Source organism: Allorhizobium sp. GW101-3B10 (assembly GCF_059424725.1).
The window spans coordinates 1,446,377-1,467,852 of the sequence record NZ_JBWKZR010000001.1; the positions used below are offsets into that span (position 1 = coordinate 1,446,377).

The following is a 21,476-nucleotide window of genomic DNA, read 5'->3' on the forward strand; positions in this document are numbered from 1 at the left end:
TAGTCCGCGACGCAGTCGTCCACGCGCGACTGTGATAACGACATCGATCGACGGAGACAATCGCCGGCACATGGGAGAAATCCGGGGCGAAAAGGTACGGTTTCGCAGACAGGACTTCGTGGCCTTGCACGAACTTCCGTCGGCGCTCGTCGATGATCCGTTGATCGTCCATTGCCCGCCCCGGGCCACCCTGGCGCGGCGGATCCTGCGCTATCTCATCGGCATTTCCGGCCTCATTCTCGTCGTCGTCGGCGGGGTCTTTGCCGTGGTCGAGAGCGGGGCGCTCGATGCGGCGCTGTCGAACGGTGCGCGCGCCGTGCTCAATTCCGCCGTCGGGCCGGCATACCGGGCCGAGATCGGCGAGACCGCGATCCGTTTTTCCGACACGTTCCAGCTCGCCGTCGAAGCGCGCAATGTCGCGATCGTGCCCGAGGGCGGCAAGAGCCCGCTGGCGCTCACCCAATCGGTCGCCATGGTGCTCGACCCGATCGCCCTGCTCGGCGGCCAGTTCAAGGTCAAGGAGATCGTCACCCATGGCGTGGCGCTCGACGCGCGTCTCCTTCCGGCCGGTCCGCCGATCGACTTCGCCAATCTGCGCATCGACGGCATTCCCGCTGTTCTCGACCGGGCCTTTCTCGAACTCGACCAGATCCAGTCCTTCATCGCCAAGGGCGGGCTTGATCGCATGCGCGTCGGCGGGCTGGAAGTCTCCACCACCGGCACCAACGGGCGCCCCCTGCTGATTTCCGTCGATGATCTCGCCATGGAGCGCGGCGCCGACGATTCGCTGTCCTTCTTCGGCGCGGTCTCGGTGAACGGCCAGCAGACGGAGATTTCGGCGCTCACCGCCAATACCGGCGGCAAGGCACAGTCCCTGACCCTTCGGCTTGCGGACGTGCGCCTGACACCCTTCCTGCTGAAGCGCGGCGCGGCCGGCAATCCGCGCCAGGGGCTGGACGGATCGGCCAAGGTGACGATTTCGGCAAAGCGGGCCGGCGAGGGGCAGTCGCCCGAGATGAACATGATCGTCGAGACGGCGGGCGGGACGATCTATTCCGACGGTATCGCGCAGGAGCTGACGCGCGCCCGGCTCAATTTCGGCTACGACTTCACCAAGGACACGCTGGAGCTGTCGTCCTCGCGCGCCGAGTTCGGCGGCATGATCCTGCCGCTGTCGGGCGGCCTGATCGATCTGGACCGTTTGCCGGGGAACACCGAGACCGGTTCGGGCATCGGCATCGATCTGCTGGTGAGCGAGGGACGGGCCGACGTTCCGTCTGCCGGCGAGGCACCTTTCCCGTTTTCGCTCAAGCTGTTCGGTCGCTATGTTAATGAGAAGCACGAACTCAAGTTCGATACCTTCACGGTCTCCACGCCGAACGGCACGATGGATGCCTCGCTCGGCATCCGTTTCGTCGGGACCGGTCCCGAAATACGGTTCGACGCGCTGATCCGCGACATGAAGACCTCGGTGGTCAAGCAACTCTGGCCCTACTGGATCGCCGCAAAACCGCGCCGCTGGGTGCTCGCCAACATTTTCGGCGGCACGATCACCAACGGTCAGATTTCTGTCTTCATCCCGCAGGACCGCCTGACGGTCGAGCCGAAGCCGCTGCATCTCGACGAAAACGAATTGCGCGTCAGCCTCGACATCGTCGACGCGCGCATGAACATCACCGGCGAAATCCCGCCCTTGCGCGATACGTCCGCCCATCTCGAGCTCGCCGGCCGGCAGGTCGTCACCACGATCCATTCGGCGGCGTCCTATTTCCCGTCGGGCCGGGTCGTGAAGGTCGAACGCGGCGAACTGAAGCTCGAGGACATCTATCGCAAGCCGCTGATGGCCGACATCAACATCGCCGTCTCCGGCGCCGCCGACGCGGTCGCCGAACTCGTCTCCTTCAAGCCGATCCGGGCCCTGGAGCGTGTCGGCTTTGCCGTCGCGGACTTCACCGGCGCGGTGCGCGGCGAGGCCCATGTGCGGCTCGGCCTGATTTCCGACCAGCATCCGCCGGATCCCGACTGGAAGGCGCATCTCGAACTGACCGAGGTCGATGTGGCCAAACCCTATTCGGGGCGCAAGATCACCGAACTCACCGGCACGCTCGACGTCGACCCGAAGGCGGCGCGGCTGGAGGGCAAGGCCCGGATCGATGACGTACCGATGGAGCTTCAGGTCACCGAGCCGGTCGACAAGGACAAGCCGGTTGCGCGCGAGCGCGTGGTCAAGCTGAAGCTCGGCAACGAGGAACGCCGCCGCTTCGCGCCCGGCCTCGACGACCTGGTCGACGGACCGATCACCGTCGAATTGTCTCGTGTCGACGACCAGCGCCAGGCCGCGGTCATCGACCTGTCCTCGGCGACCCTGACCGTGCCGTGGATCGGCTGGGCGAAGGGGCAGGGGATCGGAGCCAAGGCGACCTTCGAGGCGGTCGAAAGCGAGGGCCAGACCAGCATCGAGAAATTCGTCCTCGACGGCGACGGCTTCGGCGCCGCCGGCTCCCTGGTGGTCGGCAAGCAGGGCCTCGTCTCGGCCGATCTGAAGCGGATGCGTCTTGCGCCCGCCGACGACTATTCGCTGGTCGTCCGTCAGAACAAGGGCGGCTATGACATCTCGGTGTCCGGCAAGTCGGCCGATGTGCGCTCGCTGATCGCCGAGCTCAAGTCGCCAGGCAGAGGCCAGGGGGACGGGGGCGCGAAAAGCACGAACCTGAAGATCAAGGGACGGCTCGACCGCGTCGTGGGATTCGGAGATGAAGCGCTCTCCGGCGTGTCGATCCTCTACGGCTCGAACGGCGGCAAGACAACGGCGCTCGACGTGTCCGGCGTCACCGACGGCGGCCAGGCGGTCGTCGCCAAGCTGCGCCGCCCCTCGGAACTCAGCGAGGTCTCCGTGACCAGCAGCGATGCCGGCGCCGTGGCCCGCTTCGTCAACCTCTACAACCGCATGATCGGCGGTCTGATGAACCTGAAGCTTTCCGAGTACGCCAACGGCACGTGGAGCGGCTCGCTCGACGTGCGCGATTTCCGCGTCGAGAACGAGCAGCGGCTGCAGTCGATCGTCACCACGCCCGCCGGCGCCGACGGCAAGAGCCTCAACACGGCCGTCAAGAAGGACATCGACGTCAGCTCCGCCCGCTTCCAGCGCGCCTTTGCCCGCCTCGTCTATGTCGACGGCGGGCTGCGCGTCGAAAACGGCGTGGTGCGTGGCGAGCAGGTCGGTGCGACGTTCCAGGGGATGGTGCGCGACGCCAAGGGCCAGATCGACCTGACCGGCACCTTCATGCCGGCCTACGGCCTCAACCGCCTGTTCGGCGAGCTGCCGGTGATCGGCATCCTGCTCGGCAATGGCCGCGATCGCGGCTTGCTCGGCATCACGTTCAAGCTGACGGGTGCCACCGAACAGCCGAAGCTCGTCGTCAATCCGCTGTCGATTATCGCGCCCGGCGTGTTCCGCCAGATCTTCGAGTTTCGCTGAGCGGCCGGGCAGCGCTCTAAAGGAATTCGGTGAGGGCTTCGCGCGACTGCAGCGTCAGGAACTCGATCGCCACGCCTTCGAGGAAGTGGCGCACGACGCGGCCGCGCATGTTGCCGAGCTGGACCGCCGTGCCGATCGGCGGGCGGATGTCGATGTCGACCGCAGCGCCGGAGAGCGACAGGTCCATCAGCCGGCAGGGATAGCGGCGTCCGTCCTCGAGCATCAGTTCGGTGCGCGTGACGCGCGGCGTCAAACGGTCGTGGCGGCGGTCTTCGGGCAGGCCGAGCTCGTGCTTGTTGGCGATCCAGGTCAACTGGGCGGCCAGCTTCTCGCGCTTGCGGCCCGTTGCGTTGATCGACATGACGAAGCCGCCTTCGACGAGCTTGATCACGGTGCCCTCGACGCGACCGAGATGGTCGATATAGGCGATCACCCGCTCATTGGGCGCCGGGCACCCGGCGCAGGCAAACCGCACGTCGCCCGGCGACATGTCGACCACCTTGCAGACATATTCCTCATAGTTGGCAAGCATCAGCCGGCCCTGCAGGTTCACGGAGACGCGTTGGAACGCCCGCCGTTGAGCAGGAGAGACAAGACCACCGTTCTGCGCTGCCGGAGAGGAATACATGGTGCTGTTCTGAAATATTTCGCTATCGTTAAACAATTACCGGCAAGCCGTTAACATAACGTTTTGCGCGGCGCTCAGATCCTGCGTATTCGCAAGCCCATACTGTGGGATTAAGGTTAATTCTTTCTGATCGTTGCAGCCCTCGTTCGGTTGTGGCAAATGACATTCATCACGTCACGAAGGTCATCCTTCGGCACCAATTTGGGGCAGGAGCCCGGCTCCCGAGGTCCCCACACGCCGCCCGGCACTGACGGGCGGCTTTTTTTTATTCCTGCGGTCGGCTATGCAGCTTCGTTGAAGTCACGAAAGTTGGTGCCGCATGGATGAGTTGCCCCCCAGTTCGCCGTTGGGCGATGAGTCTCCCGAAGGGGGAGGCAATGCTCCGCAGCAGCGCGTGCCGGTGTTCAACCTGCCCACCGGCATTCTGGCCGCCCTGGCGGTGCTCGGTGCCATCTACGCGGCGCAGTCGCTGTTTCTCTCGGCATCCGCCGCCGAATGGCTCGCCGTCACTTTCGGCTTCCTGCCGCTGCGCTACATCTATCCTCTGTCAGAGCAGGCCTATGAGTGGCTGTGGACGCCGGTGACCTATTCCCTGCTGCATGGCAGCCTGGAACATCTCGCCTTCAACGGTCTGTGGCTTGCCGCCTTCGGCACACCGGTCGTCCGCCGTATCGGCAATCTGCGCTTCGTCGTCTTCTGGATCGCGTCGTCGGCGGCGGGTGCGGCGGTTCATGCCGGCGTCAACTGGGGCCAGCCGACGATCATGATCGGCGCTTCGGGCGTCGTGTCGGCGCTGATGGGAGCTGCCTGCCGATTCGCATTCGGCAGTTCCGGCCGGGCGGTGTCGCACTATACCGGCACGCAGCCGGCACGGCTCTCGATCGGAGAGGCGCTGTCGCTGCGCACCGTCAGGGTCTTCATCATCTTCTGGTTTCTCGGCAACATCGCCATCGCGCTTGGCCTGCCGCTGTTCGGCGATCTTGCCGGCACGATCGCCTGGGACGCCCATATCGGCGGGTTCCTGTTCGGCTTCCTGCTGTTCGGCCTCTTCGATCCCGTTCCCCTACCCAACCGATCCTTTTAGTTGCGTCGCCGCTATATTGCATTCCTCTGAGATAACGGGCACCATTTCGCCTGTCGCGGACGCATGGAGGAATGCGGACGCAGGCCCGAACGGGCCGAATGCGAAGGAGGAACGAATGTCAGCGTCAGTCAGGAGCATACTGGAAGTCAAAGGCCGTGATGTCGTGACCATCGGTCCCAACGTCACGCTGGCCGAAGCTGCCCGGACACTCGACAAACACAAGATCGGCGCGGTGGTGGTCGTGGGGATGGAGAGCCGCATCGTCGGCATCTTCACCGAGCGCGACCTGGTCCGCTCGATCGGGCGTTCGGGGGCCGGCGCGCTCAATCAGCCGGTTTCGGCGATGATGACCGCGAATGTCTATCGCTGCAACGAGGGCACGACGGTCAACGAACTGATGGAAGTGATGTCCAGCCGGCGTTTCCGTCACGTTCCGGTCGAGGAAAACGGCAAGCTGTGCGGCATCATCTCGATCGGCGACGTGGTGAAGTCGCGTATCCGCGAGGTCGAGACCGAGGCCGAGCAGATCAAGGCCTATATCGCCGGCTGACGGCGGGGCCCGCGCCCCGGCCTTCTCTTTACCGTCCGCTGGTGCGTCCCTTGAGGGCGGGTCAGCGGGCGAAGGATTCCTGCATGCGCTTCAGCTCGCCGATGCGGGCCTGCGCTTCCTCATAGCCGCGATCGATCGCTTCTCCGGCCTTGTGGAATTCCGACAGGCCGATCTCGTTGACGCGCGGATGAAGCGCCAGGTCCGGCGGGTCGCCGGCAAGGCGGGCGCGCGAAATCCGATCCTGGATGATGTTGAAGGCCTGCACCATGACGCTGGTCAGTCCGAGCTTGTGGTGGTCCCTGGGTGTGTCGTTCAGGCTGTCGGGGAGTTTGCTGGCGCGATGCTTGACGACCGCGGAGCGGCCGAACACGTCGTATTGCAGGTTGACCGCCATCACGAGCGGCTGCTCGTAGGCGCGGCACACCGAAACCGGGACCGGATTGACCAGCGCGCCGTCGATCAGCGTGCGGTTGTTGCATTTCACCGGCTCGAAAATGCCGGGAAGGGCGTAAGAAGCCCGAAGCGCGGTGATCAGGTTGCCGCCGTCGATCCACACTTCATGGCCGCTGTTGAGTTCGGAAGCCACGGCGACGAAGGGCTTGGGCAGGTCCTCGATCATCAGCCCTTCCAGATGTTCCTGCATGCGCTTGGTCAGCCGCATGCCGCCCAGGAGGCCGGCGCCGCCGATCGTCAGGTCGAGCAGGGAGGCGATCCGCCGCATGGTGAGCGAACGGGCGAAGGATTCGAGTTCGTCCAGCTTTCCTGCGAGATAGCAGCCGCCGACCAGGGCACCGATCGACGTGCCGGCGATCATGCCGACTTCGATCTCGGCCTCGTCCAGCGCACGCAGCACCCCGATATGGGCCCAGCCGCGCGCAGCGCCGCCGCCGAGCGCCAGGGCGATTTTCGTCTTCTTTGGCTTTTCGGGCTCTTTCACCAGCGGAACGCCTATCGTTGGCCCGTCACCGGCCGGCTGCATCGAACGCGATGCCGTGCCGTTTCTCATACTCCAGTTCAGCATATCCGCACACCCTTATGGCTGAACAACTCCCAGTACATCATTAGCGCACTGGATGTTTACCAATTCGTTTAGCGGAGGGCCAGAGTCGTTCGAATCCGGAACGTCAGGCCTTGTCCGGCCGGCCGTAGACGTCGTCGGGATCGAAATGCCGGTGATCGTCGGTGATCTCCAACCGTGCCTCGCCCTCGACGAGGCCGACGCTGCGATAGAAGCACGAGCGGCGTCCGGTATGGCAGGTCGCGTCATGGCCGGCCACCTCGACCTTCAGCCAGACGGCGTCCTGGTCGCAATCCGTGCGGATCTCGCGGACCGTCTGGAGATTGCCGGAGCTTTCGCCCTTCTTCCAGATCTTGCCGCGCGAGCGGCTGAAATAGTGGGCGATGCCGGTCTCGAGCGTGAGGGCCAGCGCCTCGCCGTTCATATGCGCGACCATCAGCAGTTCGCCGTCGCGAGCATCCGTCACCACGGCGGTCACCAGGCCGTTGGCGTCGAACTTCGGCGTGAAGCGGCCGTCCTCCTCGAGCGCGTGCTTGTCGGCGGGCGGCGGAGCGAAGGTGACGGCCATCAGTCAGTCCTTAAACAAGATTCGGTCAGCGGCCGCGCACCATCGACATGAAGCGCGCCTGTTCGGCGGCATTGTCCTTGAAGCGGCCGGTGAAGGTGGTGGTGAGCGTCGTCGAGCCCGATTTCTGCACGCCGCGCATGGCCATGCACATGTGCTCGGCCTCGACGAACACGGCGACGCCCTTGGGTGCCAGGGTTTCGTCGATCGCCGCGGCGATCTGGGCGGTCATGGCTTCCTGCGTCTGCAGGCGGCGGCCGAACACGTCGACGACGCGGGCGATCTTCGACAGGCCGAGCACGCGGCCGTCGGGCAGGTAGGCGACATGCGCCTTGCCGATCACCGGCAGCATGTGGTGCTCGCAGTGCGAAAAGAACGGTATGTCGCGCACCAGCACGATGTCGTCATAGCCGGCGACCTCCTCGAAGGTCGTGCCGAGCACGTCCTCGATGTCGGCATCGTAGCCGGCAAAGAGTTCGCGATAGGCGTTGGCGACGCGCTTCGGCGTGTCGAGCAGGCCTTCGCGCGCCGGGTCGTCGCCGGCCCAGCGCAGCAGCACCCGCACGGCGTCTTCCGCCTCTTCGCGACTGGGCCGCTGATCCACGGGGACGATCTTGTTGACGATGGCATCCATGCCCATGGTCTCCCGGTCCTTGAGGTTCCGGACCGCCTGTTTCGACTTTTCCGCCTGTAAATGCGTAACTCGGTTCATCTTGGCAAGTCCGTTCTTCGAATTCTCGCTCCGGCGCAGGAATTTGCGCGTGTTTTGTTTGGACCGAGTTCTGACCTTACATATAATAGCGAGTTGGGAAGTGTGAAGGAACACGGGCGCAACACAGTGTCGCGTAGGTGGCGACAATCCGTTCCGCACCCGACGACGTATAGCCGCTTCAGGAAAGTGCCAGGCCGACCATGGACGACATTTACAATTCCAGGATCCTCGAATTCGCCGGCAATATCGAGCGGACGGGAAAGCTCGCCGATGCCGATGCCAGCGCCGAGAAGCACTCGAAGCTGTGCGGCTCGCGGGTCAAGGTCTATCTGAAGATGGCCAACGGGGTGGTCAGCGACTTTTCCCACGAGGTGAAGGCCTGCGCGCTCGGACAGGCTTCGTCCTCGATCATGGCGCGCCACGTGATCGGCGCCACGCCGGCGGAAATCCGCCAGGCCCGCATCGACATGCTCGCCATGCTGAAGGACGGCGGCGAGGGACCCTCCGGCCGGTTCGAGGACATGCGCTTCCTGAAGCCGGTCAAGGATTACAAGGCCCGTCACGCGTCGACCATGCTGACCTTCGAGGCGGTGGTCGACTGTCTCGACCAGATCGAGGCGAAGGGCGCAGCCGTCGCCGTGGCCGGCTGAGATGTGCAACGCCCCCGATTGCGGGCATTCCGGCAAGGAGCCAGGCAGCCAAGGCCGCTCGCGCAACTGGTCCGGACCTTTTCGTAAGACTCCCGACCGGCTCATCGGCATGGGGCTCATCCGCCTTTACCAGCTGACGCTGTCGAGCCTGATCGGCAATTCCTGCCGGCACATGCCGACCTGTTCCGAATACGGCTATGAGGCGATTGCCCGCCACGGCTTGTGGTCGGGCGGGTGGCTGACGCTGTTTCGCGTCGGGCGCTGCGGTCCGGGCGGCACCTGGGGCGTCGATCCTGTGCCAGAGGTCCTGGACAGTCACTATCGCTGGTGGGCGCCGTGGTCCTACTGGCGGGCAGGGCGAAAACGGAGCGAGAAGGAGCACTGATCCTCATGCCCATGCCGATGGAATACCGACAGGCGTCGCGGGATTTCGACCGCATCATGGAAGACCTGCGCGACACCTCGATGCTTGCAACGACGCACCAGGCCTACACGATGCTGCAGGGTGTGCTGCAGGTCTTTCGCAGACGTCTGACGGTGCAGCAGGCGCTTCGCTTCGCCGATGTCCTGCCGCCCGTACTGCGGGCGATCTTCGTCAGCGACTGGAACGTGGAAGAGCCGCAGAGGGCCTTTGCCTCGCGCGAGGAGATGAGCCACGAGGCAAGGGAATTGCGCCCGGATCACAATTTCTCCACCGAGACCGCCATTGCCGATGTCGCCGCCGCCCTTCGCCGCCATGTCGATGCCGAGGCGTTCGAGCGCGTGCTTGGCCAATTGCCGCCCGCGGCAAGGGACTTCTGGGCGCCGTGATCGTCCAACATAATCTTTACTCACGCCCGGTTTGGCATTATCACCCGGCGCGTTGATGGCCGGCCGAGCCGGCCTTTTTTTACCACCCGCATTGGTTGGCGGGACTGGATTAGGAGCAAACCATGTCAGAATCCGTTTCCCTCACATTCCCCGACGGTTCCGTCCGCGCTTACCCCGCCGGCACGACCGGCCGCGAGGTTGCCGAAGCGATCTCCAAGTCGCTGGCCAAGAAGGCACTCGCCATCAGGCTCGACGGCACGCTGCGCGACCTGTCCGACCCGGTCGAGACCGGCGCCATCGAGATCGTCACCCGGCAGGATCCGCGCGCCCTCGAACTCATCCGCCACGACACGGCCCATGTCATGGCCGAGGCGGTTCAGGAATTGTGGCCCGGCACCCAGGTGACCATCGGTCCGGTGATCGAAAACGGCTTCTACTACGACTTCAAGCGTGTCCATCCCGACACGCGCGAGGACTGGCCCTTCACGCCCGAAGATCTGCCGAAGATCGAGAAACGGATGAAGGAGATCATCCAGCGCAACAAGCCGTTCACCAAGGAAATCTGGTCGCGCGACAAGGCCCGCGACGTCTTCGCCGACAAGGGCGAGGCCTACAAGGTCGAGCTCGTCGACGCGATCCCGGCCGACCAGGACCTCAAGATCTATTTCCAGGGCGACTGGTTCGACCTCTGCCGTGGCCCGCACATGGCCTCGACCGGCCAGATCGGCACGGCCTTCAAGCTGATGAAGGTGGCCGGTGCCTACTGGCGCGGTGATTCCACCAAGCCGATGCTGACCCGCATCTACGGCACGGCCTGGGCCGAGCAGGAACAGCTCGACAACTACCTGCATATCCTCGCGGAAGCGGAAAAGCGCGACCACCGCAAGCTCGGCCGCGAAATGGACCTGTTCCATTTCCAGGAAGAAGGCCCCGGCGTCGTCTTCTGGCACGGCAAGGGCTGGCGCATCTTCCAGACGCTGGTCGCCTATATGCGCCGCCGTCTGGCCGGCACCTATCAGGAAGTCAACGCGCCGCAGGTGCTCGACAAGTCGCTGTGGGAAACCTCGGGCCACTGGGGCTGGTACCGCGACAACATGTTCAAGGTCACCGTCGCCGGCGAAGAGCACGAGGACGAACGCGTCTTCGCGCTGAAACCGATGAACTGCCCGGGCCATATCCAGATCTTCAAGCACGGCCTGAAGTCCTACCGCGAACTGCCGGTCCGCCTCGCCGAGTTCGGCAATGTGCACCGCTACGAACCATCGGGCGCGCTGCACGGGCTGATGCGCGTGCGCGGCTTCACCCAGGACGACGCGCATGTCTTCTGCACCGACGAGCAGATGGCGGCCGAGTGCCTGCGCATCAACGACCTCATCCTCTCGGTCTATGAGGACTTCGGCTTCAGCGAGATCGTCGTCAAGCTGTCGACCCGTCCCGACAAGCGCGTCGGCTCCGACGACCTGTGGGACCGCGCCGAATCGGTGATGACCGAGGTGCTGCAGCAGATCGAGGCGCAGTCCGGCGGGCGCATCAAGACCGGTATCCTGCCGGGCGAGGGCGCCTTCTACGGTCCGAAGTTCGAATACACGCTGAAGGACGCCATCGGCCGCGAATGGCAGTGCGGCACGACGCAGGTCGACTTCAACCTGCCGGAACGCTTCGGCGCCTTCTACATCGACCAGAACTCGGAAAAGACCCAGCCGGTGATGATCCACCGCGCCATCTGCGGCTCGATGGAACGGTTCCTCGGCATCCTGATCGAGAACTTCGCTGGTCACATGCCGCTGTGGCTCGCTCCGGTCCAGGCGGTCGTCGCGACGATCACCTCGGATGCGGACGACTACGGCCGCGAGGTCGCCGAGGTGCTGCGCGAAGCGGGGCTTGCCGTCGAGACCGACTTCCGCAACGAGAAGATCAACTACAAGGTCCGCGAGCATTCGGTGACCAAGGTTCCGGTGATCATCGTCTGCGGCAAGCGCGAAGCCGAGGAGCGCACCGTCAATATCCGTCGCCTCGGTTCGCAGGACCAGGTGTCGATGACGCTCGACGAGGCGATCGCCTCGCTCAGCCTCGAGGCCACCGCGCCGGACCTCAAGCGTAAGCTTGCGGCCAGGGCCGCCCGCGCCTGATCGCAGTCTCGCAGCCGGTGTCTAGCCGGCAGACGAAACAGAAAAGGCCGCCCCTATTTCGGGCGGCCTTTTTCATGTTCAGGGTGTGCTTCACAGAGTTTCCCAGGACCGGAAGCGCGTCGCCTCACTGCGTGAGCAGGATCTCCACGTCCTCGTTGCGCCCGGCGTCGACGGTGAAATCCTTCTGGTAGATCTTTTCCTTGTTGCGGGCGACGGCCGTGTAGGTGCCTTCGGCCAGCACCATGACCGGGAAGGCGCTGACGCTTTCGGCGACGATGTCGCCCGAACCGGTGAGTACCGACCAGGCGGTGTCGGCGATCGCTTCGCCGCCGGGCTCGGAGACGAGCTTGAGATTGATCTGCGAGGCGCGGTGCTGGATCATCGCCTCGGTCAGCTTGCCCGCCTCGACCTTGATGTCGGCGCGCACAACGGCATTGACCGCGCCATATTCCGAAACGATGTGATAGGTGCCGGCATTGAGCCGGACGATGGTGTCCGGCGGCACGTCGGCCAGCACCAGGCCGCGTTCGCCGTCGGCCTGCACCTCGGACGAATAGACGTCGAACTTGAGATCCTTGGCGGGAATGCGGGTGTCGGGGCCCGACACCGCGTTGAGCAGTATGCCGCCGGCGTCGAGCACGAGGACCTGCTTTTCGACCTCGCCCTCGGACGGGATGGTGAGCTTCTTGGTCGCCCCGGCGCGGCCGAAGGAGACGTTGACGAAGTAGTCGCCGGGGGAAAGCTGGAAGTCGGCGGAGCCGCCCTCGGCGCTGGCCAGCAGCGGCAGCTTGCCGTCGGCGCCGGGAATGGGGCTGAAGACCCGCCAGGAAAGACCCTGCTGCATCGCCTCGCCGTCGCCCGTCAAGCGTGCTTCCAGGCTGACATTGCGCGCCGAGCTCGGCTGGATCGTGGCGCCGATGGTGGGCGAGAAGGCGTTGAGCTTCGGCATCTTGACCGAGCCGTCGAGCTGCTTGAAAGCCTTGAAGGCGTCTTCGCCGCGCGCCGGGCTCAGGACGAGGAGCATGGCCGCCACGACGAGGACGAAGCGGGCTGCAAGGGAATGGCCGTTCATGGATGACACAACTGGTTGACTTCCTCTCCAATGGCAGCAAGTTCAATCCCAATGCGGTGGCAATTTCAAGACGTCGCAGCCGCCAGAAGAGCCGTGAAAGTGTCCGAATATGAAAAATGATATCAAGCTGATCGATTATCTTGCCGCGCGCCGCTCGGTGCCCGCCTTCCAGATGTGCGAACCGGGTCCCTCGACCGCGGAGATCGAACAGATCCTGACGCTCGCCGTGCGCGTTCCCGACCACGGAAAACTGGCGCCCTGGCGATTCGTCGTCTATCGCGGCGGCGAGCGCGCGCGCATCGGCGAGGCGCTTCTGGCCATGGCGCTCGAGAAGAATCCCGAACTGTCCGAAGAGATGATCGGCGTCGAGCGCGCCCGCTTCACCCGGGCGCCGGTGGTGATCGGCGTGATCAGCACTGCCGGCCCGCATGTGAAGATTCCCGAATGGGAGCAACTGATGTCGGCCGGCGCGGTCTGCCTCAACCTGCTGATGGCCGCCAATGCCCATGGCTATGTGGCGAACTGGCTGACCGAATGGTTCGCCTATGACGAGAAGGCCCATCCGCTGCTCGGCATCCGGCCTGGCGAGAAGGTCGCCGGCTTCATCCATATCGGCTCGACGACCTTCCCGGTCACCGAGCGGCCGCGCCCGGCGCTGTCCGACGTCGTCACCTGGGTGGGCGGCGAAGGCTGATGTTCTACGATACCGCAAGCAACGCGCACGGTCTGGCGCATGATCCCTTCAAGGCGATCGTCGCGCCGCGGCCGATCGGCTGGATCGGCACGAAGGGGCGGGACGGGAGTTGCAACCTCTCGCCCTATTCCTTCTTCAACGCCGTCAGCGACCGGCCGAAGATCGTCATGTTCTCGTCGAGCGGCCGCAAGGATTCGCTGCGCAATGCGCAGGAGACCGGCGTGTTCACCGTGAATTTCGTCAGCGCCGACCTGCTGCAGCCGATGAATGCGTCCTCCGTCGCCGTTCCCTACGGCACCGACGAGTTTTCCATCGCGGGCCTCACGCCGGTCATGGGGCAACTGGTCGATGCGCCCTATGTCGGCGAGGCGCATGCCGTGCTCGAATGCCGCGTGACGGAGATCCATACCCTCAAGACCATCGAGGGCGAAGACAGCGACAGCCATGCGGTGTTCGGCCAGGTGGTCGGCATCCATATCGACGAGCGCGTCATCCGGGACGGCCGGTTCGACGTCGGCCTCGCTCGCCCGGTCACGCGGCTCGGCTACATGGACTATGCCGAGATACAGCCGGTGTTCGAGCTGTTCCGGCCGCAGGCGCCGGCCAAGCCCGATCAGCGGTAGGCGGCGGCGATCGCCGCCAGCTGCTCCGGGTCTTCCGTGGCCAGGATGCCGAAGCCGTCGGCGCGTGCGCGGGCACAGGCCTCAATCAGTGCCTGGCCCTCAAGGGCAGGGGCGATCCAGTCCAGCGCGGCCACGCCCGCCTTGGCGGCGGCCAGAACCGTCAGGCCGCGGCTGAGCGAAACGGCGCTGTCGGCGCCTGGCGCCGGCGACAGTCCGTCGATGCCGAGTGCGGCGGCAAGCGCCGTGGCATTGCGGCCGATGGCCTTCAGGCGCGGCGTCCTGCCGGCAAGGCTGCCGGCGTCCAGCAAGCCCGCCGGATTGTCGCCGATGATGGCGAGGAGGGCGGTCGCGCCGTGTTCCAGCCCGGCGACAGCCTCCGCCACCGACAGAATCACGTCCATCCTTTGCAGATCGGCGCCGTTTTTGACGCCGGTGACGATCAGGCCGTCAGGTCGGGTGGGGAGGATTATCGCAAAGCACGCGTCCAAATCATCGGCGTCGAGCCCGGCATCGACGGCAAACAGCACCGGAACCTCGGGCATCGCCTGCCGATGGCGGAGAATCATCTGCGCGGCCAACGGCCAGTCGCCCGGAGTGTTGCCGGCCAGAATCGCCAGCGCATCGGCTGCCGGCGGGCAGGCGGCATCGTCCGTACTGACGGGCGTGACGAGGATCGCGCGCAGGCGGTGGCCGGCAAGGCTGAAACCAGGGGGAACGGGCAAGTCGACCTCGGGGTTAACGAACATGGTGAACCAAATCTAAACGTTTTGCCGCTAGCTTCAAACCATGGCCGTTCGGCCATGCGTGTTCTCTTCGCGGATTGGGTTGTTCAGTGATCGTTGCGGCTTTTCTTCGGTGGGTGGAAACGGCAAAGGCAGGAGACAGGGCACGCGCGGCCAATGCGCTGGCGAGGGCCTATCTTCGTTCCGCCATGGCGCCGCCGGAGCGCAATGCTGCCCATGTGGCAATGACCTACCTGCTCGATGATCCGTCGCCGCGCGTGCGTCTGGCGCTGGCCGAGGCGCTGGCCGATTCGTCCGACGCGCCGCGCGCCCTGATGGTGTCGCTGTCCGAGGACCAGCCGGAGATCGCCTCGCTGCCGATCCTGCGCTCGCCGGTCTTGTCCGATTCGGATCTGGTGGATCTCGCCGGCCGCGGCAGCGGCGTCACCCGGGCGCTGATCGCCGCCCGGCCCGGCCTGTCGCGCGCCGTCGCCGGTGCGCTGGCCGAAATCGGCGATGCCGAAGAGGTCGTCGTTCTCCTCGAAAATCACAGCGCCAGCATCGCGCGGCTGACCCTGAAGCGCATTGCCGAACGCCATGGCGGCCATGACGGCGTGCGTTCCCTGCTGCTCGATCGCCCCGACCTGCCGGCGGCGGTGCGCCAGCTGCTGGTCCAGTTCGTCGCCGATGCCCTGTCGGGCTCGGCCTTCGTCCGGGCGGCGATCGGCGCGCGGCGCATCGAACGCATCACCCGCGAGGCGGGCAGGGCGGCGACGATCGCCATCCTCGGCTCGGTCGCCGCCGATGAGCTTCCGGTGCTGGTCGAGCACCTGCGCGCCGAAGGGCGCCTCACGCCCGCCTTCCTGATGCATGCGCTGTGCGTCGGTCGCACCGATTTCTTCGCCTGCGCCCTGACGACGCTGTCGAGCCTGGAAGAGCGGCGCGTGCGCTCGATCCTCGCGACGGCGCGCTATCATGCGGTGCGGGCATTACTCGAATCGGTCGGCCTGTCGCGCGACATCAGTTCCGTCTTCGTCGAGGCCATTCTTCTGTGGCGCAATGCCGTGCAGACGGCGAGCGCCGACATGGACAATATCGCGCCGCTGCTGATCGCGCGCCAGCAGAGCCTCGGCGCGCTTTCGCCGGCGGCCGGCGAGTTGATGGACATGGTGGCGAAACTGGCGATCGGCGAGGAGCGGCGTCGCGCCCGCGACTATGCCACCGGGCTGGTGCTGGCCGCCTGAGCGGCGCCTCCGTGGACTGCTGCTAGCGCGAAATCTTCTTGGCGACCCAGGAATAGCTGTCGGCGACGACGTGCAGCGGCGTCTCGAACACCATGCGGATGTCGGCCGTATCCGGCAGGACCTTGCGGATCTTGCCGACCGCGCGGGCGGCGAGCGACTGGCGTTCTTCCTCCGGCAGGCTTGCCGCCGGTCCGGGAAGCGGCGCGATCTCGGTCGCCACCGGCTTGTTGGCGTCGGCGGGCGGTGCCGGGATCGCCGCCGTCTGGCTTTCCGGCGGCTGGCACACCGCGACCAGCATGGGGTAGTTCACGCCCGAGAACCCCGCCAGGATCTTCTCCGAGGCTGCGTCGCAGAGCGCGACCGATACGAAGTGTTCCTGCGCTGTCGCGACATAGTGGCATTGAGTCACGTTGTCGTCGCAGCCGAGAATGGTCATCACGATAAGGGCGGTCTGCATGGGACTTGTCCGGTATCCTCTGGGCCGGCGCCAATCTGCGCCGATGCGAGTTCAAACAGAGGATTGCAGCCAAAGCAAGACAGGTTTCGCAATGCGGCGGAGACCCGTTAAGCGCGCTCAGGAGAAAGGCCGTCGAGAGGCGCTGGACGGCGGCCAGGCGCGCCATCGGTAGCCTCGCCGTCGGCGCCGGCATTGATCCCGGCCGGGCATCGCAGCGCATGGTCGCCCTGCTGATCGACGGACCGAAATACGGCGCGCCTCGGCAGGGCGAGCGACCCGCTTGACGCGGGTCGGGCTGCTCAGATGTCGAGGTTTTCGGCGAAGGCCGCGCGCTCCTGGATGAAGCGGAAGCGCGCTTCGGGCCGCGTGCCCATCAGCGCATCCACCGCATCGCGCGTGCCCTCGAAGTCGACGTCGTCGATATCGACCCTGAGAAGCGTGCGCTTTCCCGGATCCATGGTGGTTTCCTTGAGCTGCGCCGGCATCATTTCGCCGAGGCCTTTGAACCGCCCGACCTCGACCTTCTTGCCCTTGAACACCGTCTCCATCAGTTCGGCACGGTGGGCGTCGTCGCGGGCATAGACGCTCTTGGCACCCTGGCGGATGACGTAGAGCGGCGGCACGGCGAGATAGAGGTGGCTGCCGCGGATCAGCTCGGGCATTTCCTGATAGAAGAAGGTGATGAGCAGCGAGGCGATATGCGCGCCGTCGACGTCGGCATCGGTCATGACGATGATGCGTTCGTAGCGCAGGTCTTCCTCGCGGTACTTCGTCCGCGTGCCGCAGCCGAGCGCCTGGATCAGATCGGCGATCTGCTGGCTGGCGGTCATCTTGTCGCGACCGGCGCTGGCGACGTTGAGGATCTTGCCGCGCAACGGCAGGATCGCCTGGTTGGCGCGGTTGCGCGCCTGCTTGGCCGAGCCGCCGGCCGAATCGCCTTCGACGATGAACAGTTCTGCGCCTTCCGCCGTGTTCTGCGAGCAGTCGGCGAGCTTGCCGGGCAGGCGCAGCTTGCGCACCGCCGTCTTGCGGTTGACTTCCTTTTCCTTGCGCCGGCGAAGCCGTTCCTCGGCGCGCTCGATCACCCAGTCGAGCAGCTTGGCCGCCTCGTTCGGATTGTCGGCGAGATAGTGGTCGAACGGATCGCGCAGCGCGTTTTCGACCAGACGCTGGGCCTCGACGGTCGCCAGCTTGTCCTTGGTCTGGCCGACGAACTCCGGCTCGCGGATGAAGACCGACAGCATGCCGACGGCCGAGATCATCACGTCGTCCGTGGTGATCTCCTTGGCGCGCTTGTTCTGCGTCAGTTCCGCGTAGTTCTTCAGGCCCTTGGTCAACGCGATGCGCAGGCCGGCCTCGTGCGTGCCGCCTTCGGCGGTCGGGATGGTGTTGCAGTAGGAATGCACCATCGGGTCGCCGCCATACCAGGTGATGGCCCATTCCATCGCGCCATGGCCGCCGGTCTTTTCGGTCTTGCCGGCAAAGATCTCGCGGGTGACGGTGAATTCCTTGCCGAGCGTGGCCGCCAGATAGTCCTTCAGGCCGCCGGGGAAATGGAAGACCGCCTTTTCCGGAATGTCGCCGCCTTCCAGCACCATGCCCGGATCGCAGGACCAGCGGATCTCGACGCCGCCGAACAGATAGGCCTTGGAGCGGGCCATGCGGAAAATCCGGCCCGGATCGAATTTCGCATGGTCGCCGAAGATCTGCGGATCGGGATGGAAGCGCACGCGGGTGCCGCGACGATTGTGCACATCGCCCAGTTCCTCCAGCCCGCCGAGCGGCACGCCGCGCGAGAAGCGCTGGCGGTAGAGCCTGCGATTGCGGGCCACTTCCACTTCGAGAAGGTCGGACAGCGCATTGACGACCGAGACGCCGACGCCGTGCAGGCCGCCGGAGGTCTCGTAGGCCTTGCCGTCGAACTTGCCGCCGGCATGCAGCTTGGTCATGATCACTTCGAGCGTCGACTTGCCGGGCACCTGCGGATGCAGTTCGACCGGAATGCCGCGGCCGTTGTCGGTGACGGTGAGGAACCCTTCGGCATCGAGATGCACGTCGATGAAATCGGCGTGGCCGGCGACCGCTTCGTCCATCGAGTTGTCGATGACTTCGGCGAACAGGTGATGCAGCGCCTTCTCATCCGTGCCGCCGATATACATGCCGGGACGCATGCGCACCGGCTCCAGCCCCTCGAGCACCCGGATCGACGAGGCGCCGTACTCGCTCTCGCTCGATGTATTGTTCGCCCTCGGCGTGGCCGCCGGGCGCGGAGCCTCGGCCTTCGGCGTGGTCGCAGGCGAGGGGGCGTCCGCCGGCTTGGGCACAAGCGGCAGGGCGGCGAAAAGATCGTTGTCGTCCATGGCGTCGTTCAATAATCTGTCCGTTGCGTCGGCTCAATCGGCAGGGCCGGGGGTCGCAAGCTGCCTCACGCCCCGATCGCTCTTGCGAATCAGCGGGATCATGCCAGAAAGGCGGGGCAGGCGCGACGGTGCCGGCTGGCTGCCGCGAGGAATTCGTTCAAACCTTGCGTGTCTGTCGAGCTTTGCGTGCCGACATGGGCGAAGGCAAGGCCTGATCCCGCAAGGAGACCCCGCTTCGATGCAGATGTCCACAGCTCATTTCCGCAAGGCCGCCATTTTGTCCGGGCTTCTCGGCGCGCTCGCCGCCGGCCAGGCCAAAGCCGAGGCGCTCCAGCCGTTCAAGGACGCGTTGTTTTCCCAGTCGATCGTGCTGGAGAGCCGCGACGGCGGCGATTTCGAGGTGGTCGATTACCAGGAACTGCGCGACATCAACGGCCGCGACCAGATCCCCGAGCGGCGGGTGAAATCGAAATATGTCGATCTCGGCGTCAAGCGCCAGCAGGCCAGCGAGACGCTGCCACTGCCCTCCGGCAATCTGGAGGTTGCCCGTGTTGGCAAGGCGGACGGTGCCGCCTTCACCGTGATCTTCATCCACGGCCGCGGCGGCGACCGGCGGCTCGGCATCAACGATTTCTCCTTCGGCGGTAATTTCAACCGGCTGAAGAACCTCGCCGTCCGGAACGGCGGCGTCTATTACGCTCCCTCGGTGCCGTCCTTCGACGCCGCCGGCGTTACCGCCATTTCGGGCCTGATCGCCCATGCCGCCGCCCGCGCGCCCGGCCGGCCGGTGGTGCTCGCCTGCGCCTCCATGGGCAGCTTCATCTGCTGGGGATTGGCCCGCAACGCCCAGACGGTCTCCCAGCTCGCCGGCCTTGCCATTCTCGGCGGGGCGACCGATCCGTCCTTCGTCGGCAGCGCCGCGCACAAGGCGAGGCTGCCGGTCTTCTTCACCCATGGCAGCCGCGACAGCGTCTATGCCTCGTCCGACCAAGTCGCCCTCTACGACCGGCTGCACAAGGCCGGCTATCCGACCCGATTCAGCCTGTTCGAGACCGGCGCGCACGGCACGCCGGTGCGCATGAGCGACTGGCGCTCGATCCTCAACTGGCTGCTGATGGCGCGGTGAAGTGGCAAGCTGCCCACAGGCCCTGCTAATTAATGCTGCAAAACCGTGTCGGATTTTCACCATATCGCCTGATTTGCGGGCGAATCGCCGCCGCCGCGCTTTTCATCTCCCCTTCGATTTGCTAGGTCCGGCCTAACGTAGCTGGGGTGGGTTTTGACCATGACGACACCGAATGTCCGTCCGCTTGTCGCGGGAAACTGGAAGATGAACGGCACGCGTGCCTCGCTTGACCAGATCAAGGCCATGGCCGAGGGCGTCAAAGGCCCGCTGTCGGAAAAGGTCGAGACGCTGATCTGCCCGCCGGCGACGCTGCTCTATGTGGCGACCGCGCTCTGCGACGACAGCCCGCTTGCCATCGGCGCCCAGGACTGCCACCAGAACGCCTCGGGCGCCCATACCGGCGATATCTCGGCCGAAATGATCGCCGACTGCTTCGGCACCTATGTGATCGTCGGTCATTCCGAGCGCCGCACCGACCATGCCGAGACCGACCATCTGGTGCGGGCGAAGGCCGAGGCCGCCTATGCCAGCGAACTGACTGCGATCGTCTGCATCGGCGAGACGGCCGACGAGCGCAAGGCCGGCCAGACGCTGGACATCCTCAAGCGCCAGCTCTCCGGCTCGCTGCCCGACGCTGCCACCGCCGAAAACACCGTGATCGCCTACGAACCGGTCTGGGCGATCGGCACGGGGCTCACCCCGACCACCACCGACGTCGAGGAGGCGCATGCCTTCATGCGCGCCGAACTCGTCAAGCGCTTCGGTGCGGAAGGCCAGAAGATGCGAATCCTCTATGGCGGTTCGGTCAAGCCGTCCAACGCGAAGGAACTGATGGGCGTCGCCAATGTCGACGGCGCGCTGATCGGCGGGGCCAGCTTGAAAGCCTCCGATTTCCTCGCCATATACGGCGTCTATGAGGAACTTACCGCCTGAAAAGGCGGTGGGTGCTGCCGTTCAGGGCTTCCTTTGCCGTGGCCTCTCATGTAAAGAGCGGCCAACCGATTGATTGTGCCCCTTTCGGGCAGGTGGAAAATTCATGCAGACCGTATTGATTGTCATTCATCTCATGATCGTGCTGGCGCTTGTCGGCGTCGTTCTGATCCAGCGTTCCGAAGGCGGCGGCCTCGGTGTCGGCGGCGGCTCCGGCTTCATGTCGGCACGCGGCACGGCCAATGCGCTGACCCGCACCACGGCGATCCTTGCGACGCTGTTCTTCATCACATCGCTGGGCCTGGGCCTGCTCGCCCGCTACGAAGCAAAGCCCACCGACATTCTCGACCGCATCCCGGCCGGCACGGCCGCTCCGGGCGGCAACGTGCTCGACCAGCTTCCGGGTGCCGCTCCGGCCACCACGCCGGCGCCTGCTACGAATGGTGCAGCCGCACCGGCCGCCAATGGTGCAGCCGCACCGGCGCCGGCCGCCCCCAAGGCCGATCCGAACGCCGTACCCACCGGCAACTGATCGCCTGACTTCTCATCGCTCCGGCGGGCTCTCGGGTCCGCCGGTTTTCTTTTGTGCATATTCCGCCCCGCTTAACAAAAAAGTGGGTAAAG

Annotated in this window: 21 protein-coding genes; 13 read left to right on the forward strand and 8 right to left on the reverse strand. The window is 65.3% G+C overall.

Annotation, left to right across the window (positions count from 1 at the left end):
* Positions 1–124 precede the first annotated feature (124 nt).
* Positions 125–3,478, forward strand: a complete 3,354-nt coding sequence (locus tag AC07Y0_RS06910) for a hypothetical protein (protein ID WP_498675782.1) — start codon at positions 125–127, stop codon at positions 3,476–3,478.
* A 16-nt stretch (positions 3,479–3,494) separates the two neighbouring features.
* Here AC07Y0_RS06910 and AC07Y0_RS06915 read toward each other — a convergent pair whose 3' ends face one another.
* Complete coding sequence (locus AC07Y0_RS06915; RefSeq protein ID WP_498675784.1) at positions 3,495–4,106, reverse strand: PilZ domain-containing protein; 612 nt, start codon at positions 4,104–4,106, stop codon at positions 3,495–3,497.
* 319 nt (positions 4,107–4,425) lie between these two features.
* On the opposite strand from AC07Y0_RS06915, the gene AC07Y0_RS06920 reads away from it, so the two are divergent.
* Positions 4,426–5,190, forward strand: a complete 765-nt coding sequence (locus AC07Y0_RS06920; protein WP_498675786.1) for a rhomboid family intramembrane serine protease — start codon at positions 4,426–4,428, stop codon at positions 5,188–5,190.
* Positions 5,191–5,305: 115 nt separating this feature from the next.
* Positions 5,306–5,740, forward strand: a complete 435-nt coding sequence (locus tag AC07Y0_RS06925) for a CBS domain-containing protein (RefSeq protein ID WP_498675788.1) — start codon at positions 5,306–5,308, stop codon at positions 5,738–5,740.
* A gap of 61 nt (positions 5,741–5,801) precedes the next feature.
* On the opposite strand, the gene AC07Y0_RS06930 is transcribed toward AC07Y0_RS06925, so the two are convergent.
* From AC07Y0_RS06930 to folE, 3 genes are all read right to left on the reverse strand, one after another.
* Positions 5,802–6,761, reverse strand: coding sequence for a patatin-like phospholipase family protein (locus AC07Y0_RS06930; RefSeq protein WP_498675790.1), 960 nt, complete (start codon positions 6,759–6,761; stop codon positions 5,802–5,804).
* A gap of 103 nt (positions 6,762–6,864) precedes the next feature.
* Positions 6,865–7,326, reverse strand: a complete 462-nt coding sequence (gene hisI, locus AC07Y0_RS06935; protein ID WP_498675792.1) for a phosphoribosyl-AMP cyclohydrolase — start codon at positions 7,324–7,326, stop codon at positions 6,865–6,867.
* A gap of 25 nt (positions 7,327–7,351) precedes the next feature.
* Complete coding sequence (gene folE / locus AC07Y0_RS06940) at positions 7,352–7,957, reverse strand: GTP cyclohydrolase I FolE (protein WP_498680187.1); 606 nt, start codon at positions 7,955–7,957, stop codon at positions 7,352–7,354.
* 278 nt (positions 7,958–8,235) lie between these two features.
* Between folE and AC07Y0_RS06945 the strand changes: the two genes are divergently transcribed.
* From AC07Y0_RS06945 to thrS, 4 genes are all read left to right on the forward strand, one after another.
* The gene (locus tag AC07Y0_RS06945) at positions 8,236–8,685 is read left to right on the forward strand and encodes an iron-sulfur cluster assembly scaffold protein (protein WP_498675794.1); all 450 of its coding nucleotides are present in this window, start codon (positions 8,236–8,238) and stop codon (positions 8,683–8,685) included.
* A gap of 1 nt (position 8,686) precedes the next feature.
* The gene (gene yidD, locus AC07Y0_RS06950; RefSeq protein ID WP_498675796.1) at positions 8,687–9,070 is read left to right on the forward strand and encodes a membrane protein insertion efficiency factor YidD; all 384 of its coding nucleotides are present in this window, start codon (positions 8,687–8,689) and stop codon (positions 9,068–9,070) included.
* Positions 9,067–9,495, forward strand: a complete 429-nt coding sequence (locus AC07Y0_RS06955) for a DUF2267 domain-containing protein (RefSeq protein ID WP_498680188.1) — start codon at positions 9,067–9,069, stop codon at positions 9,493–9,495. The genes yidD and AC07Y0_RS06955 overlap by 4 nt, the downstream gene beginning before the upstream one ends.
* A 122-nt stretch (positions 9,496–9,617) precedes the next feature.
* A complete protein-coding gene (thrS, locus tag AC07Y0_RS06960) occupies positions 9,618–11,624 on the forward strand; it encodes a threonine--tRNA ligase (protein WP_498675798.1) in 2,007 nt (668 codons plus the stop codon).
* 124 nt (positions 11,625–11,748) lie between these two features.
* Here thrS and AC07Y0_RS06965 read toward each other — a convergent pair whose 3' ends face one another.
* Positions 11,749–12,696: an RgsD C-terminal domain-containing protein gene (locus AC07Y0_RS06965; protein WP_498675801.1), complete on the reverse strand. Its 948-nt coding sequence runs from the start codon at positions 12,694–12,696 to the stop codon at positions 11,749–11,751.
* A gap of 109 nt (positions 12,697–12,805) precedes the next feature.
* On the opposite strand from AC07Y0_RS06965, the gene AC07Y0_RS06970 reads away from it, so the two are divergent.
* Entirely contained in the window at positions 12,806–13,390 is a 585-nt protein-coding gene (locus AC07Y0_RS06970) for a nitroreductase family protein (protein ID WP_498675804.1), read from the forward strand.
* Entirely contained in the window at positions 13,390–14,013 is a 624-nt protein-coding gene (locus AC07Y0_RS06975; RefSeq protein WP_498675807.1) for a flavin reductase family protein, read from the forward strand. Before AC07Y0_RS06970 ends, AC07Y0_RS06975 begins: the two co-directional genes overlap by 1 nt.
* Here AC07Y0_RS06975 and AC07Y0_RS06980 read toward each other — a convergent pair.
* On the reverse strand, positions 14,004–14,759 hold the full coding sequence (locus AC07Y0_RS06980) for a hypothetical protein (protein WP_498675811.1): 756 nt from the start codon (positions 14,757–14,759) through the stop codon (positions 14,004–14,006). The genes AC07Y0_RS06975 and AC07Y0_RS06980 overlap by 10 nt on opposite strands.
* 86 nt (positions 14,760–14,845) lie before the next feature.
* On the opposite strand from AC07Y0_RS06980, the gene AC07Y0_RS06985 reads away from it, so the two are divergent.
* Positions 14,846–15,979, forward strand: coding sequence for a DUF2336 domain-containing protein (locus AC07Y0_RS06985; RefSeq protein WP_498675815.1), 1,134 nt, complete (start codon positions 14,846–14,848; stop codon positions 15,977–15,979).
* A gap of 22 nt (positions 15,980–16,001) precedes the next feature.
* Here the strand turns inward: AC07Y0_RS06985 and AC07Y0_RS06990 are convergent, their stop codons facing one another.
* A complete protein-coding gene (locus tag AC07Y0_RS06990; RefSeq protein ID WP_498675816.1) occupies positions 16,002–16,436 on the reverse strand; it encodes an alpha/beta hydrolase family protein in 435 nt (144 codons plus the stop codon).
* 299 nt (positions 16,437–16,735) lie between these two features.
* Entirely contained in the window at positions 16,736–18,796 is a 2,061-nt protein-coding gene (gene parE / locus AC07Y0_RS06995; RefSeq protein WP_498675818.1) for a DNA topoisomerase IV subunit B, read from the reverse strand.
* A gap of 238 nt (positions 18,797–19,034) precedes the next feature.
* Here parE and AC07Y0_RS07000 point away from each other — a divergent pair, with 238 nt between their 5' ends.
* The 3 genes from AC07Y0_RS07000 to secG all read left to right on the forward strand — a co-directional run bounded on the left by AC07Y0_RS07000 (position 19,035) and on the right by secG (position 21,384).
* Positions 19,035–19,922 carry an alpha/beta hydrolase gene (locus tag AC07Y0_RS07000; RefSeq protein WP_498675820.1) on the forward strand — a complete coding sequence of 296 codons (888 nt, stop codon included), beginning with the start codon at positions 19,035–19,037 and terminating at the stop codon, positions 19,920–19,922.
* Between the two features lie 159 nt (positions 19,923–20,081).
* Positions 20,082–20,855, forward strand: coding sequence for a triose-phosphate isomerase (tpiA, locus tag AC07Y0_RS07005; RefSeq protein WP_498675822.1), 774 nt, complete (start codon positions 20,082–20,084; stop codon positions 20,853–20,855).
* Positions 20,856–20,958: 103 nt separating this feature from the next.
* Complete coding sequence (gene secG / locus AC07Y0_RS07010) at positions 20,959–21,384, forward strand: preprotein translocase subunit SecG (RefSeq protein ID WP_498675826.1); 426 nt, start codon at positions 20,959–20,961, stop codon at positions 21,382–21,384.
* Positions 21,385–21,476 lie beyond the last annotated feature (92 nt).